Source organism: Cupriavidus sp. 22TCCZM01-5 (assembly GCF_057798915.1).
The window spans coordinates 17846-33392 of record NZ_JBYOJR010000025.1; the positions used below are offsets into that span (position 1 = coordinate 17846).

Annotated in this window: 14 protein-coding genes; 8 read left to right on the forward strand and 6 right to left on the reverse strand. The window is 66.6% G+C overall.

From position 1 onward, the window contains the following. Positions 1-111: 111 nt before the first annotated feature. The 6 genes from phaR to AC3FNH_RS21660 all read left to right on the forward strand — a co-directional run bounded on the left by phaR (position 112) and on the right by AC3FNH_RS21660 (position 6667). Positions 112-663: a polyhydroxyalkanoate synthesis repressor PhaR gene (gene phaR / locus AC3FNH_RS21635; RefSeq protein WP_224079973.1), complete on the forward strand. Its 552-nt coding sequence runs from the start codon at positions 112-114 to the stop codon at positions 661-663. 226 nt (positions 664-889) lie between these two features. Further along, a complete protein-coding gene (locus tag AC3FNH_RS21640; RefSeq protein WP_488721509.1) occupies positions 890-1900 on the forward strand; it encodes a tRNA dihydrouridine synthase in 1011 nt (336 codons plus the stop codon). 146 nt (positions 1901-2046) lie between these two features. After that, positions 2047-3405, forward strand: coding sequence for a 30S ribosomal protein S12 methylthiotransferase RimO (gene rimO / locus AC3FNH_RS21645; RefSeq protein WP_488721510.1), 1359 nt, complete (start codon positions 2047-2049; stop codon positions 3403-3405). Between the two features lie 101 nt (positions 3406-3506). After that, complete coding sequence (gene bktB / locus AC3FNH_RS21650; protein WP_488721511.1) at positions 3507-4691, forward strand: beta-ketothiolase BktB; 1185 nt, start codon at positions 3507-3509, stop codon at positions 4689-4691. Between the two features lie 78 nt (positions 4692-4769). Continuing rightward, complete coding sequence (locus AC3FNH_RS21655) at positions 4770-5324, forward strand: hypothetical protein (protein ID WP_488721553.1); 555 nt, start codon at positions 4770-4772, stop codon at positions 5322-5324. A 113-nt stretch (positions 5325-5437) separates the two neighbouring features. Next, a complete protein-coding gene (locus AC3FNH_RS21660) occupies positions 5438-6667 on the forward strand; it encodes a cystathionine beta-lyase (RefSeq protein ID WP_488721512.1) in 1230 nt (409 codons plus the stop codon). 14 nt (positions 6668-6681) lie between these two features. Here AC3FNH_RS21660 and AC3FNH_RS21665 read toward each other — a convergent pair whose 3' ends face one another. From AC3FNH_RS21665 to mfd, 4 genes are all read right to left on the reverse strand, one after another. Next, the gene (locus tag AC3FNH_RS21665) at positions 6682-6918 is read right to left on the reverse strand and encodes a DUF2789 domain-containing protein (RefSeq protein WP_488721513.1); all 237 of its coding nucleotides are present in this window, start codon (positions 6916-6918) and stop codon (positions 6682-6684) included. A gap of 120 nt (positions 6919-7038) precedes the next feature. After that, positions 7039-7893 carry a phosphoserine phosphatase SerB gene (gene serB / locus AC3FNH_RS21670; protein WP_488721514.1) on the reverse strand — a complete coding sequence of 285 codons (855 nt, stop codon included), beginning with the start codon at positions 7891-7893 and terminating at the stop codon, positions 7039-7041. An 84-nt stretch (positions 7894-7977) separates the two neighbouring features. Then, on the reverse strand, positions 7978-9192 hold the full coding sequence (argE, locus tag AC3FNH_RS21675; RefSeq protein ID WP_488721515.1) for an acetylornithine deacetylase: 1215 nt from the start codon (positions 9190-9192) through the stop codon (positions 7978-7980). Between the two features lie 83 nt (positions 9193-9275). Then, positions 9276-12728 carry a transcription-repair coupling factor gene (mfd, locus tag AC3FNH_RS21680; protein ID WP_488721516.1) on the reverse strand — a complete coding sequence of 1151 codons (3453 nt, stop codon included), beginning with the start codon at positions 12726-12728 and terminating at the stop codon, positions 9276-9278. A 199-nt stretch (positions 12729-12927) separates the two neighbouring features. Between mfd and ispD the strand changes: the two genes are divergently transcribed. Further along, positions 12928-13683, forward strand: coding sequence for a 2-C-methyl-D-erythritol 4-phosphate cytidylyltransferase (gene ispD / locus AC3FNH_RS21685; RefSeq protein ID WP_276097585.1), 756 nt, complete (start codon positions 12928-12930; stop codon positions 13681-13683). A 3-nt stretch (positions 13684-13686) separates the two neighbouring features. After that, positions 13687-14196 carry a 2-C-methyl-D-erythritol 2,4-cyclodiphosphate synthase gene (gene ispF / locus AC3FNH_RS21690; RefSeq protein ID WP_276097584.1) on the forward strand — a complete coding sequence of 170 codons (510 nt, stop codon included), beginning with the start codon at positions 13687-13689 and terminating at the stop codon, positions 14194-14196. A gap of 30 nt (positions 14197-14226) precedes the next feature. Here the strand turns inward: ispF and AC3FNH_RS21695 are convergent, their stop codons facing one another. Together AC3FNH_RS21695 and AC3FNH_RS21700 are read right to left on the reverse strand one after the other, a co-directional pair. Next, complete coding sequence (locus tag AC3FNH_RS21695; protein WP_276097583.1) at positions 14227-14799, reverse strand: GNAT family N-acetyltransferase; 573 nt, start codon at positions 14797-14799, stop codon at positions 14227-14229. 188 nt (positions 14800-14987) lie between these two features. Further along, positions 14988-15509, reverse strand: a complete 522-nt coding sequence (locus tag AC3FNH_RS21700) for a carboxymuconolactone decarboxylase family protein (RefSeq protein WP_488721517.1) — start codon at positions 15507-15509, stop codon at positions 14988-14990. Positions 15510-15547: the final 38 nt, after the last annotated feature.

Sequence of the window (15547 nt, forward strand, 5' to 3'; positions counted from 1 at the left end):
ACATAGTAACTTTTTCACGATCTTCCAGATGGCCCGGCAGTACCGGTTTGCGCACTGCACCGCATGCGGTGCAGCAGCGCCCATCAGCGACGACAAGAGGACAGAGCACCGATGGCCACGAGCAAAAAAGGCGCAGAGCGACTGATCAAGAAATATCCCAATCGCAGGCTCTACGACACCCAGACCAGTACCTACATCACCCTGGCCGACGTGAAGCAACTGGTCATGGACTCCGAGGACTTCAAGGTCGTCGACGCCAAGTCCGGTGATGAACTGACGCGCAGCATCCTGCTTCAGATCATCCTGGAAGAGGAAACCGGTGGCGTGCCGATGTTCTCCAGCGCCATGCTGTCGCAGATCATCCGCTTCTACGGGCATGCGATGCAGGGCATGATGGGTACCTACCTGGAAAAGAATATCCAGGCTTTCATCGATATCCAGAACAAGCTGGCCGAGAACTCGAAGGGCCTGTATTCCGGCGAAGCCTTCAGCCCCGACATGTGGTCCCAGTTCATGAACATGCAGGGGCCGATGATGCAGGGCATGATGAGCAACTACATCGAGCAGAGCAAGAACCTGTTCGTGCAGATGCAGGAACAGATGCAGAACCAGGCGAAGAATATGTTCGGGACGTTCCCGTTCAATCAGCCGGACAAGAAGTAAGTAGCAAGCACCGCCGGCGGACCGCCCGGTTCGCCGCTTCGCCGCCCTCGCACGGTTCCGGACGCTCTGCGAGGCGGCGCGCAAGCAGGTAAAATGCGCCCCTCCTGAACTGGCGGCTCATCTTGCGGACTCGCCTGCAGCGCGATTTCCCGATGCCTTCCAGCCTCCACCGTTCCGATCCGACTTCCTTTCCTGCCGGCGCATCCCCGCTGGGCCGGGCCTGACCATGGGCCGGCTATTCCTGGCCCCGATGGAGGGGCTCGCCGACTACGTGCTGCGCGATGTGCTGACGGGCCTGGGCGGCTATGACGGATGCGTGTCCGAGTTCGTTCGGGTGACTGGCTCCCTGCTTCCCGAGCGGGTCTACGAACGCGACACCCCCGAGATTCTGCAAGGCGGCTACACCCCCGGTGGAACGCCGATGGTGATCCAGCTGCTCGGCAGCGATGCTATGTGGATGGCGCGCAATGCGGCCTTTGCCGCGACGCTGTCGCCGCATGGTATCGACCTGAACTTCGGTTGCCCGGCCAAGGTCGTCAACCGGCACGGTGGCGGCGCGATGCTGCTGGCGCATCCCGAGCAGCTGCATCGCATCGTTGCCGCGGTGCGCGCGGCGGTTCCGCCGCAAATTGCGGTCAGCGCCAAGATGCGTCTAGGCGTTTCGGATACTGCACTGGCGCTCGATTGCGCCACGGCGCTGGCCGAGGGTGGGGCGGCATCGCTGGTGGTGCATGCCCGCACGCGCGACCACGGCTACCGGCCACCGGCGCACTGGGAATGGATCGCCCGCATCGCGGACGCCGTGGAGATCCCCGTCATTGCCAACGGCGAAGTCTGGTCCGTTGCGGACTGGGAACGTTGCCGCGCGGTCAGCGGCTGCGCGGATGTGATGATCGGGCGTGGCGCGGTATCGGATCCATTCCTGGCACTGCGTATCCGCGGGGTGATGGACAGCACGCCATCGGATGAGGAGTGGCCGCTGGTGCTGCACCAGATCGCCGCCTACCTGCGGAAGCTGCATGACCGGATCGCCTCCTGCCACGAGCATGGACGGGTGAAATTGTGGCTGAGCTATCTCAAGCGGACCTGGCCGCAAGCTGCGCAGTTGCATGCAGCCATCCGCAGGATCCAGGATTCGGCGCAGATCGAGCAAGTGCTGCAAAGTTTCCCGGAGGTCACGTCCAGTCGTCCCTCAGGATTCGGGCAGGGCGAGGCGACCGGGGCGTGTGTGGTCTAAGTCGCCGGATAACCGTGGCAAACGGTTAAAATTCACGGTTCGTTGCAGCGCCTGGCGGCCTTGTCCGACCTCCGTCGAGATAACCCGATATACTCCGCCCCGCCTGTCCTACATCCGCATTCCCTGTGAAAAATCCTTCAGAATCAATGACCCAGAAAGACCAGAGTCCGCGCGTGGGTTTCGTTTCGCTTGGCTGCCCGAAGGCGCTGGTCGACTCCGAGCAGATCATTACCCAACTGCGCGCCGAGGGTTACGCGATCAGCGGCACCTATGACGGCGCCGACCTGGTCGTGGTCAATACCTGCGGCTTTATCGACGAAGCCGTGCAGGAAAGCCTCGATGCCATCGGCGAGGCGCTGACCGAGAATGGCAAGGTCATCGTGACTGGCTGCCTGGGGGCCAAGAAGGATGCGGCGGGACATGACATCGTGTCGTCGGTGCACCCGAAGGTGCTGGCCGTGACCGGCCCGCATGCGCTGGGCGAGGTCATGCAGGCGGTGCACACGCACCTGCCTAAGCCGCATGATCCGTTTACCGACCTGGTGCCGGCGGCGGGCATCAAGCTGACGCCAAAGCACTACGCGTACCTGAAGATCTCCGAAGGCTGCAACCACCGCTGCTCGTTCTGCATTATCCCGTCGATGCGCGGCGACCTGGTGTCGCGCCCGGTGGCCGAGGTCATGCTGGAGGCCGAGAACCTGTTCAAGGCCGGTGTCAAGGAACTGCTGGTGATCTCGCAGGACACGAGCGCCTACGGCGTCGACGTGAAGTACCGTACCGGCTTCTGGAGCGGCCGCCCGCTCAAGACGCGAATGACCGAACTGGTGGCCGCCCTCGGCGAACTGGCGGCCCAGTACGGTGCCTGGGTGCGCCTGCATTACGTGTATCCGTATCCGCATGTCGACGAAATCATCCCGCTGATGAACGGTGGCCATGTGCTGCCATACCTCGACGTGCCGCTGCAGCACGCCCATCCGGACGTGCTCAAGCGCATGAAGCGCCCGGCCAATGCCGAGAAGACGCTGGACCGTATCCGCGCCTGGCGCGAGGTGTGCCCGGACCTGACGATCCGCAGCACCTTCATCGCCGGCTTCCCGGGCGAAACCGAAGCCGAGTTCCAGACCCTTCTGGATTTCATCGCCGAGGCCGAACTGGACCGCGTGGGCTGCTTCGCTTACTCGCCGGTCGAAGGCGCCACGGCCAACGATCTGCCGGGCGCGCTTCCCGACGAAGTGCGCGAGGAACGCCGTGCGCGCTTCATGGAGGTGGCCGAGGCGGTGTCCGCGCGCCGCCTGCAGCGCAAGGTCGGCCAGACCCTGCGTGTGCTGGTGGACGAGGTGAACCAGGAGGGCGGCATTGGCCGTTCGTCGGCCGATGCGCCGGAAATCGACGGCCTGGTCTATATCGCGCCGCCGGCGAAGGCGTCGCAGCGCTATCGCGCCGGCGAGTTCGTCCAGGTGAAGATCACGGGCGCCGATGGCCATGACCTGTGGGGTGAACTCTGACGCGGCCGGCATTGGCTACCCTTAAGTAAAAGTACGATCGTTCGATTTCCGTCGCGATGCCGTTATACTGTGCACCGCAACATAACCTCATGGAGTGAGACATGACGCGTGAAGTCGTAGTGGTGAGTGGTGTACGTACGGCAATCGGGACTTTCGGCGGGAGTCTGAAGGACATGGCACCGAGCGATATGGGTGCACTCGTGGTGCGCGAAGCACTTGCGCGCGCCCAAGTATCCGGTGACGACGTCGGTCACGTCGTGTTCGGCAATGTGATTCAGACCGAGCCGCGCGACATGTATCTGGGCCGCGTGGCGGCCGTCAATGGCGGGGTATCGACCAATGCGCCCGCGCTGACCGTGAACCGCCTGTGCGGCTCGGGCCTGCAGGCCATTGTCAGCGCTGCGCAGACCATCCTGCTCGGCGATACCGACATCGCCATCGGCGGCGGTGCCGAAAGCATGAGCCGCGCACCGTACCTGGCGCCCGCTGCCCGCTGGGGTGCCCGCATGGGCGATGCCAGCCTGGTCGACATGATGCTGGGCGCGCTGCATGATCCGTTCCATCGCATCCACATGGGTGTCACGGCCGAAAACGTGGCCAAGGAATATGACATCAGCCGCACCCAGCAGGACGAAGCCGCACTGGAGTCGCACCGCCGCGCGTCGGCGGCCATCAAGGCTGGCTACTTCAAGGACCAGATCGTTCCGGTGACGCTCAAGAGCCGCAAGGGCGATGTGAGCTTCGACACCGACGAGCATGTGCGTCATGACGCCACGATTGACGACATGACCAAGCTCAAGCCGGTCTTCGTCAAGGAAAACGGCACCGTGACCGCGGGCAATGCCTCGGGCCTGAACGATGCCGCCGCCGCCATGGTGCTGATGGAGCGTGCCGAGGCCGAGCGCCGCGGCCTGAAGCCGCTGGCACGCCTGGTGTCGTACGGCCACGCCGGCGTGGACCCGAAGACCATGGGCATTGGCCCGGTTCCCGCCACGAAGATCGCGCTGGAGCGCGCCGGCCTGTCGGTTTCCGACCTGGACGTGATCGAAGCCAACGAAGCCTTTGCGGCACAAGCCTGCGCGGTGACCAAGGCGCTGGGCCTGGACCCGGCCAAGGTCAATCCGAACGGCTCCGGCATTTCGCTCGGGCACCCGATCGGCGCCACCGGCGCGCTGATCACGGTCAAGGCGGTCTACGAGCTGCAACGCGTGCAAGGCCGCTATGCGCTGGTGACGATGTGCATTGGCGGCGGCCAGGGTATCGCCGCGATCTTCGAGCGCATCTGAGTCTTGCCGGTGCATCGTCGCCCCGCGTTTCAGCGCTTGTTGGCCTGCCTGGCGGCAGCGCTGGCGCTTGCGGGAACGATGCCGGCGCGGGCCGCCGATGACACCGTGTCATCGGCCGGCCCGGCAGCCACTGCCGGGGACCTGGGCCTGAGCGAGGCCATCCGCGAAGGCGAGGCGCGCCGTGGCACGGCGCCTGCCGCCGGCGCAGCGATCGCACCGCTGGCGCCGCGCCCGGAATACGCCAGGCTGCCCGTCTACGTCGGCAAGGTTGGCGACAAGCCGGTGCGCCTGCGCATCGGCCCCAAGCCGGACGAGCGCGACAGCCTGCGCGGCGAGTACACGACCAACGGCGCGCCCGGCGTACGCTTGCTGGCGGGTGAATGGGAGGAGGGCAGCTTCCTGATGGAAGAGTCCGACGACGGCACCCGCGTCTCCGGCAACTGGGAAGGCACCATCGACGCCAGTGGTGCGGTGCGCGGCACCTGGACCGATGCCTTCGACCAGGCAGTCGTCCTTCCGTTTGTCATCCGCCCGCTGGGAAGCGTGCGCGTGATCCCTCCCTTCGACACGGCGCCCGGCAGCGGCGTCACGTCCGCGGTCCCGCCGCCCAAGTCGACCATCCAGGGCCGCTGAAGCCGGCTTCCGGTGGCGTCGCCAGCATTTGCTGGTAAGCTCGAACGGTTATCGCGTCCCTTTCATGCTTGCCGCACACTGCGCGCGACATGCCAGCCATCAAGGAATCCGCCGTGTCCGATCCGACTTCCAATAAGCCCGCGTCGAGCCCTGCCTCCCATTACATCCAGACTGTCGCTGTCCAGCCCGAACTGGATGTCGCGCCCGGCTTCGACTCGTTTTCTCCTGCCACCCATCGCGGTTCCACCGTGGTCTTCCGCAACCTGGCCGAACTGCGCGCGTACGGGGACCGCAGCACCACATACTGGCGCTATGGCCTGCATGCCACGCCCACCAGCGAAGCGCTGTGCCAGCATCTCGCCTTGCTCGAAGGTGCCAGCCACACGCTGCTGCTGCCGTCGGGGCTGGCCGCGATCTCGCTGGTGTATTTCGCGCTGCTCAAGAGCGGCGACGACGTGCTGGTGCCCGATAACGTCTATGGTCCCAACCGCGACCACGGCGAGTGGCTGGCGCGTGATTTCGGCGTGTCGGTACGCTACTACGATCCGATGATCGGCAGCGGCATTGCCGGCCTGATCCAGCCCAATACGCGCCTGGTCTGGATGGAGGCGCCTGGCTCCGTGACCATGGAGGTGCCCGACAGCAAGGCGATCGTGGCCGCGGCAAAGGCCCGCGGCGTCTTGACGGCCATCGACAACACCTGGTCGGCGGGCCTCTATTTCCGGCCGTTCGACATGGGCATCGACATCTCGGTGCAGGCCCTGACCAAGTACCAGTCCGGCGGCAGCGACGTCCTGATGGGCGCCGTGCTGACGCGCGACGAGGCGGTGCAGGCGCGCCTCAAGCGCACGCGCATGCTGATGGGGTGGGGGGTTTCCGCCGACGACTGCCACCTGGTGCTGCGCTCGCTGCCGAGCCTGCCGGTGCGTCTGGCCGCGCACGACCGGGCCGCGCGCGAGGTGGCGGAGTGGCTGCACCAGCGTCCGGAGGTCGTGCGCGTGCTGCATCCCGCGCTGCCGGACTGCCCGGGCCACGCCAACTGGCGACGCGACTTCAGCGGTGCCAGCGGCCTGTTCGCGATCATCCTGCACGAGAAATACTCGCGCGAGCAGGTCGACGCTTTCGTCGAAGCACTGCGGCTGTTTGCGATCGGCTGGTCGTGGGGCGGCGCGCACAGCCTGGCCGTGCCCTACCACGTGCCGACCATGCGTCCCGCGGGCAGCTGGCCGCCCGCAGGCTGGCATCATACCGGCGAGCTGGTGCGCCTTTATATCGGCCTGGAGGACACGCGCGACCTCATCGCGGACCTGCGCCAGGCCCTGGAGCGGACCCTCGGCGGATGAGCGGCCGCGACCGGCTAGCTGGCCCGCAGGGCCACGTTGAGCCGGTCGACGACTTCGGCCCAGTCAGCATCGTCCGCGATTTCGTCGCGCAGCATGGTCGCTTGCGCGGGTGTCCAGAAAGGGGCATCAGCCAGTTCGACGTCGCCCGGCAGCGGGGCATGCGCCGCGATGAACGCCGCGATGCTGGGCGGATCGCTGGGTAGTCCCAACTGCGCAAACAGCTCGGAAAAGCGGTGAAAGGCCGGTTCCATGGTGAGGGTGCTCCGCTTCTGGGTGGTCACTCAAGCTAGTGTAGGGCACTGGGGCGGCCGATGCGCCCACGAAAAGACGGATGCCACGGCCTCCGTTCTGCATACGGGTGCCTGGTGGATTCAGTGCGGGAACAGTGCCAGGAGGCCGTCCAGGCCAACGTGATTGAAGGCAACGCTTGCCTGCGCCCGCACGATGGGCTTGGCGCGGAAGGCCACGGAGAGCCCCGCCACGGCCATCATCTTCAGGTCGTTGGAGCCGTCACCCATCACGATAGCCTGGTCGGGTGCGGCGCCGATCTGCGCACACACTTCCTGCACCGTACGTGCCTTCACGTCGGCGTTGACGATTTCGCCGATCACGTTGCCCGTGAGCTTGCCATCGACGATTTCCAGCGTGTTGGCGCGCGTGACGTCCAGCTTCAGGCGTGCCTTGAGCTTTTCGGTGAAGTGGACGAAGCCGCCCGACACCAGCAGCGTGCGCAGCCCCAGCGCCTGGATGGTTTGCAGCATGCGCTCGGCACCCGGCGACAGGCGCAGACGCTCTTCGTAGACGCGCTCCAGCACGCTGGCGTCCAGGCCCTTGAGCAGGGCCACGCGGCGGCGCAGGCTTTCGTTGAAGTCAGTGATCTCGCCGCGCATGGCGGCCTCGGTGATGGCGGATACCTCGGCCTTCAGTCCGCAGAAGTCGGCGATCTCGTCGATGCACTCGATCGTGATCAGCGTGGAATCCATGTCCATCGCCACCAGGCGGAAGTCCGACAGGCGGCGGCCGGGCGGCACAACGGCCCAGTCAATCTCACGCGGTCCGCAGTAGCCATCCAGCATGTCGCGCAGCGCCGGGGTGAGCGGCGCGCAGTCTTCGGCGGCCGCCACGGTTTCGCTGCGCAGCACGGGCTCGGAAGCGCGGGCGAGGGCGCGGATGGCGGTCAGGTCGTCGGAAGCGAGCGGGCGGGTACTCTGGAGAATCAGGGGCATGACAGCAGCAGGCGGATCAGGGCGGCGCGCCGGAGGGCGGGACGGCAAAGGCGACATTGTAATCGCTCATGACCCGCCTGGCCGTCAGGTCGCCACCCGCAAGCTGTCCACGACCTTGTGCAGGAACGCCTCGCACGCCGCGAGCTGGTCCAGCGAGACGAACTCGTCCGGTTTGTGTGCCTGCTGGATATCGCCGGGTCCGCACACCACCGCGGGAATGCCCGCGCGCTGGAACAGCCCTGCCTCGGTGCCATAGGCGACCTTGCTGGTCTCGCGATCTCCGGTGAGCGCCCGCACGAGTTGCGTAATAGCCGCCTGCTCGGCCACGTCCAGCGATGGCGCCGCGGCGATCTTGCTGATGACGAGGTCCGCGTCCGCGTGTTCGGCGCGCATCCTTGGCAGCAGCACGTCGTTGGCGTACGCGGCGATGCGCGCGAACAGCGCCTCGGGATCGACGCCGGGCAGGTTGCGGAACTCGAACACGAACTCGCACAGCGCGGGAATGGTATTGAGCGCGATGCCGCCCTGGATGGTCCCGGTCTGGGCCGTGGTGTAGGGCACGTCGAAGGCCTGGTCGTAGGGGCCGTTGGCCTTGAATTCATCGGCGATGTCGCGGATGAAGCAGATCAGGCGCGCGGCATACTCGATCGCATTGACGCCGCGCGGCGTGAGCGACGAGTGTGCGGCCTGGCCCCTGACGCAGCAGCGGTACGCGTTGATGCCCTTGTGCGCGACGATGACACGCATGCTGGTGGGCTCGCCCACGATGCAGCCGGCCGGCTGCACGCCACGCTCGCGCAGTTCGGCGAGCAGGTAGGGCGCACCCATGCAGCCGATTTCCTCGTCGAACGACAGCGCGTAGTGCACCGGCTCGCGCAGCTTCGCGCCGAGCAGCGTGGGCAGCAGCGCCAGGCTGGTGCCGATGAAGCCCTTCATGTCGCAGGTGCCGCGGCCATAGAGCTTGCCGTCGCGTACCACGGGTCTGAACGGATCGGTGGTCCAGTCCTGGCCATCCACGGGCACCACGTCGGTGTGCCCGGACAGCACGATGCCGCCGTTGGTCTCACCGCTGGCGGCGGGCACCGTGACAAACAGGTTGGCCTTGTCGCGCTGAGGGTTGTAGCTGAGGTGGGGCCGCAGGCCCTTCGCGAGGAAGTGGTCCCGCACGGACTCGATCAGTCCCAGGTTGGAATGGCGGCTGGTGGTGTCGTATGCCACCAGGCGCTGCGTCCATTCCAGCGCGGTGCCACGCGGCGCGCTGGCTTCGGGGGATGACTGGCGTTGGATATCGGCTTGCATGGGCGGGGCGGCGTTGACCGGCGGGTGAAGTATTCGATGCTACACCCGCCACGGTCGCCGGGCCAGTCGCCCTGCAGCATTGGCTAGGCAAGCTGGCGCAAGGTCTGCTTGATGGTCTGCGCGCGTAATGCCACATCGGGCATCTTGGCTTCGATGCGCAGCTTGTCCTGCCCGGCCAGCTTGATATGGCGGTTCTTCTGCACCAGTTCGATGATCCTGAGTGCGTCGATGGGCGGGTTCGGCACGAACTGTACGCTGATCGTCGCATCACCCGCGTCGATCTTGCGCACGCCCAGCGGCGCCGCGGCAATGCGCAGCCGGTGGGTCTCGACCAGCGCCTGCGCCTGCGGCGGCATGCGGCCGAAGCGGTCGATCAGCTCTTCCTGGATGTCGTCGACGCGCTCCGGCGTCTCGCAGTTGGCCAGGCGCTTGTACAGCGACAGGCGTTCGTGCACGTCGGCGCAGTAGTCGTTGGGCAGCAGTGCGGGCGTGCCGAGGTTGATCTCGGTGGTCGCCGACAGCGGCGCCATCAGGTCCGGCTCCTTGCCGGCCTTGAGCGCCTTGACGGCCGCGTTGAGCATGTCGGTGTAGAGCTGGAAGCCGATTTCGTGGATCTCGCCCGACTGCTTGTCGCCGAGCACCTCGCCGGCACCGCGGATCTCCAGGTCGTGCATGGCCAGGTAGAAGCCCGAACCCAGCTCTTCCATCTGCTGGATCGCTTCGAGCCGGCGCCCCGCCTGCTTGGTGAGGCCGTCGACGTCATGCACCAGCAAGTAGGCATAGGCCTGGTGATGCGAGCGCCCGACCCGGCCGCGCAGCTGGTGCAGCTGCGCCAGGCCGAACTTGTCGGCGCGGTGGATCAGGATGGTGTTGGCCGTCGGCACGTCGATGCCGGTTTCGATAATCGTGGTGCACAGCAGGATGTTGTCGCGCCGCGAGACGAAGTCGCGCATCACGCGTTCCAGCTCGCGCTCGTGCATCTGGCCATGCGCCACCGCGATGCGGGCTTCCGGCACCAGCTCCGCGAGTTTGGCCCGCTTGTTCTCGATGGTCTCGACTTCGTTGTGCAGGAAGTAGACCTGCCCGCCGCGCTTGAGCTCGCGCAGGATGGCTTCGCGGATCACGCCGTCTTCCTCGCGCCGCACGAAGGTCTTGATGGCCAGCCGCTTTTGCGGCGCCGTGGCGATCACGGAGAAGTCGCGCAGGCCTTCGAGCGCCATGCCGAGCGTGCGCGGGATCGGCGTTGCCGTCAGCGTCAGCACGTCGACCTCGGCGCGAAGTGTCTTGAGCGCTTCCTTCTGACGCACCCCGAAACGGTGCTCCTCGTCGATGATGACGAGCCCCAGCCGCTGGAATTTGACCTCGTCCGAGAGCAGCTTGTGCGTGCCGATCACGATATCGACCGCACCCTCGTTGATCTGTTTCACGGCCGCGTCGATTTCCTTCTTCGTCTTGAAGCGCGAGAGCTCGACAATGCGCACCGGCCATTCCGCGAAGCGGTCCGAGAGCGTCTGGAAATGCTGTTCGGCCAGCAGGGTGGTCGGCGCCAGCATGGCCACCTGCTTGCCGCCGAGCACGGCGACAAAGGCGGCGCGCAGCGCCACCTCGGTCTTGCCGAAGCCCACGTCGCCACAAACCAGACGATCCATCGGCTTGCCCGACGTCATGTCGGCGATGACGGCGGCAATGGCCGCGGCCTGGTCGGGCGTTTCCTCGAAGCCGAAGCTCTCCGCGAAGGTCTCATAGTCCTTGGGCGAGAGCGGGAACGCGAAGCCCTCGCGTGCCGCGCGGCGCGCATACAGGTTCAGGAGTTCGGCCGCGGTGTCGCGGATCTGCTGTGCGGCGCGGCGCTTGGCCTTGTCCCACTGACCCGAGCCCAGATGGTGCAGCGGCGCGGTTTCCGGATCGGCTCCCGAGTAGCGCGAGATCACGTGCAACTGGTGCACCGGCACGTACAGCTTGCTGCTCTTGTCGTATTCCAGGTGCAGGAACTCCTCCTCGCCCTGGCCCAGGTCGAGCGACACCAGGCCGTGGTAGCGCCCGATGCCATGCTCGCTGTGTACCACCGGATCGCCGATTTTCAGCTCGGCCAGGTCGCGCACCATCGAATCGACGGCGGTGGCCTGTTCCTGCTTGCGGCGCCCGGCCCGGCGGGCGGTGCCGGCGTAGAGCTCGGCTTCGGTGACGAAGGCGAGCTTTGCTTCCGGAAGCCTGAAGCCGCTGTGCAGCGGTGCCACGGCAATGCTGAAATGCGACTCGCCAGCCAGGAAGGCGGCAAAGTCGTCCACCAGCTGCGGGCGCAGGCCGCTTTCGGCAAAGAGTTGCAGCAGGGTCTCGCGGCGGCCGGCGGTGTCCGCGCACATCAGCACGCGCGTGGTCTTGTCCAGCAGCAGGGATTCCAGGTTCACGAGCGGGTCTTCCGCGCGCCGGTTCACCGAGACATCCGGCAGGCTCGCCGCGAAGGCGGGCTGGTCCGGGGCGGCGGGCTCAGCCTGCAGCACCAGCCGTGCGAGCGGCTTGGCCGCGATGAAGAACTGCTCCTCGGACAGGAACAGTTGCGACGGCGGCAGCAGCGGACGCTCGCGGTCATGGCGCATGAAGTCGTAGCGCTGCGTGGTATCGGCCCAGAAGCGGCGGATGGCCTCGTCCACCTTGCCGGCGAACGCGAGCTGGGTGTCGGCTGGCAGGTAATCGAACAGCGTTGCACTGGACTCGAAGAACAGCGGCAGGTAGTACTCGATGCCGGCGGACGGCACGCCGTTGCCGATGTCCTTGTAGATCGGCGACTTGGTCGGGTCGCCTTCGAACACTTCGCGCCAGCGGCCCCGGAACGCGGTACGGGCCGCTTCGTCGAGCGGAAACTCGCGCCCCGGCAGCAGACGGACTTCCTTGACCGGGTAGAGGCTGCGCTGGGTGTCGGGGTCGAAGGCGCGGATGGTCTCGATCTCGTCGCCGAAGAGGTCGATCCGGTAGGGCAGCGCCGAGCCCATCGGGTACAGGTCGATCAGGCCGCCGCGTACGCTGTACTCGCCCGGCCGCATCACCGCACTGACGTGCTCGTAGCCGGCCAGCGTGAACTGCGCCTTGAGCGCGGCCTCGTCCAGCCGCTCGCCCTGCTTGAAGAAGAAAGTGTAAGCCGCCAGGAAGGACGGCGGCGCGAGCCGGTAGAGCGCGGTGGAGGCCGGCACCAGCATCACGTCGCACTGGCCGCCCTGGATGTCATGCAGCGTCGCGAGCCGTTCGGAGACCAGGTCCTGGTGGGGCGAGAAGCTGTCGTAGGGCAGCGTTTCCCAGTCTGGCAGCAGGCGCACGCGCAGTTCCGGCGCGAACCACGGGATTTCATCGGCCAGCCGCTGGGCGTCGACGGCGTTGGCGCAGACCACGGCCAGCATCGGCACGCGGTTGCGATGCTGGCGCGCATAGGCGGCAACGGCCAGGGCGTCGGCAGAGCCGTGCAGGCTGGCCAGATTGTGGCGCAGCCCGGACTTGACCAGGGGCAGGTTTGCGAAAGGAAAGGCGGGAGCGGCGTCAGGCATCGGGGCAGCGGTCGGGATCAACGCAACGAACGACAACGCCCCGCCGGCAGCGCGGGCGGGGGTATGGCGTGGGCCGCATGCGATGGCGGCATGGCGGCAAACAAGGGCCGTATTATAGAATGCGCTCCGGCCGTGGCGCTGGTTTGACGCCGGTCGCCGCCGTGCCGTCCCCAACGCATTTCCAATCGATCCCGATCCCGTGCCAGACCGCCGTTTCGCCCTGATTCCCTGTGCCGGTACCGGCAGCCGCGCGGGCGGCCCGGTGCCCAAGCAGTACCAGCCCATCGCGGGCCGGCCCATGATCTGGTACGCCCTGGCGGCGTTTTCGGCCTGCGATGCGATCAGCGCCACGGCGCTGGTGCTGGCGCCCGACGATATGCCGCTGGAGTCCCGCTTCGGCGCGGAGGCGTTTGCCGGCCTGCGCTTCGATACGGCATTCGTCGGCGGCGACACCCGCCATGCCTCGGTGCTGGCGGGCCTGCATCACCTGGCGCAGCTTGGCGCCGTGGACACCGACTGGGTACTGGTGCACGATGCGGCGCGCCCGGGGCTGACCCCGGCGATGATCCATACGCTGGTGCGCTCGGTGGAAAGCGACGGCGACGACGATCCCGACGCCGCGATTGGCGGCATCCTGGCCGTGCCGGTGCCCGATACCCTCAAGCGCGCCGACGCCGGCGCGCGCATCGGCACCACGGTTCCGCGCGACGGGCTCTGGCAGGCCCAGACCCCGCAGATGTTCCGGCTCGGCGTGCTGCGCCAGGCCTTGCAGGACGCGCTGGCCGCCGGAGCCGTGGTGACCGACGAGGCCAGCGCGATCGAACGGCTGGGCCTGCATCCGCGCCTGGTCAACGGTTCGCTGCGCAACTTCAAAGTGACATACCCGGAAGACTTTGCCCTGGCGGAGGTGCTGCTTGGCACCGCCGCGCCGCGGTCTGCCGATTCAGGAGCCTGATCGATGATGCCATTTGATATCCGCGTGGGGCAGGGCTATGACGTCCACGCGCTCGTACCCGGCCGCAAGCTGATCCTGGGCGGCGTGCAGATTCCGCATGACCGGGGATTGCTCGGGCACTCGGATGCCGATGCGCTGCTGCACGCCATTACCGACGCGCTGTTCGGCGCTGCCGGGCTGGGCGACATCGGGCGGCATTTCCCGGATACGGATGCGCAGTTTGCCGGTGCCGACAGCCGCGTGCTGCTGCGCGAAGCCGCGCGCCGTGTGCGCGAAGCCGGCTACGAGATCGGCAATGTCGATGCCTCGGTCATCGCGCAGCAGCCCAAGCTGGCTCCGCATATCCCCGGCATGGTAGCGAACATCGCCGCCGACCTCGGCTTGCCGCCGGGGCGCTGTAACGTCAAGGCGAAGACCAACGAGAAGCTCGGCTTCGAGGGACGGCAGGAAGGCATTGTGGCGCAGGCCGCGGTCCTGATCTGGCGCGGCTCGGTCTCGGGCGCGCAGGACTGAGCGCGGCCGGCATCCGGCCAGCGCGGGCGCTTACGCCTTTGCCGGCGCGGGGGCGTTTTCCGGGGTGATTGCGTAGGTGTAGTCGATCAGCCGCGCCATGGCGCCTGTCCGGGCGCCGGCCTCGGTTCGCTTGGCGAATCCCATCTGCTGGCACAAGCGGTTGGCCGAGCCCATTTCGGGCATGGTTCGCACCAGCAGGGTGGGCGAGCCGATATCGCGCGCGCGCTGGATGCAGATCTGCATCAGCGTATGCCCTAGCCCCAGGCCCCGGGCCTGCGGGCTCACGGAAAGCAGCCGGGCCTCCGGCTGGGTCAGCGTGATGGTGCTGCCGTCCAGCGCCGGCAGCGTCGCGCCGGGATGGCAGAAAAGTACGGCGCCGGTAATGCCGTGTTCCGTTTCGGCCACCCACCATTCCATATCGGGGTGGCTGGCGGCCAGCACGGCCTGCATGCCGCGCTGGAAGGAGGCGCGGCAATCCTCCATGATTTCGAGCTCGTACTGGGAATAGGCTTGCTGCGTGACCGCGGCAATATCACCCCAGTCCTGAACCGTGGCCAGGCGGTAGTGGAAGCGGGGGGAGGTCGGCGAGGGCAGGATGCTCATGGTGAGGGGCGGATGCCTGAGTGCGTGTCCTGCCTCGATTGTAGGCCGTTCACTGCACGAGTGGAGTCGTCCGCGGCCGCCGGGGTGCACCATGCAAACAGCCGGCAAACCTCTACTGGGAAGTTGCCGGCCGTTGTGGTATCGCATCCGCTATCGCACCCGGTATCGCACCCGGTATCGCATCCGCCTTACTGGGCGGCGATGACATTCGCCGCGGCGGCAATCACCGCGGCAATGCGGCCCACGTCGCGCAGTTGCTGCGAGGTCATGCCCTGCTCGTTCTTGAGCAACTGGTAGTGCGACTTCACGCAGAAGTGGCACTTGCCCACGATGGAGGCGGCCAGCGCGTACATTTCGAAGCGGCGCTTGTCCACGCCGCCATGGGTGGCGTAGGCGTTCATGCGCAGGCCGGCCGGCTGGCTGGCCAGGTCCGGGTCATCCGCCATCTCGACGTACGGATACCAGACGTTGTTCATGCCCATCAGCGCGGCGGCGGTCAGCGCGCCGTTGACTTCCTCGGCCGACAGCACGTTGGCGTTGCGGATCGCATCCACCAGCACCTTGCTCTGCGTCGCGAAGGCGGCGGCCAGCGCCACGCCCACGGCGTCGTTGCCTTCCAGCGAGGAGCGCGCAATGGTGCCGTCCACGTTCAGGCGAATGTCCTTGGCGTAGTCCGGGATAAGATTCTTAATCGTGTTAAGGAATTCCATTTAATTCTCCTATCGATCAGGGCTCAAAAAACCCGCAC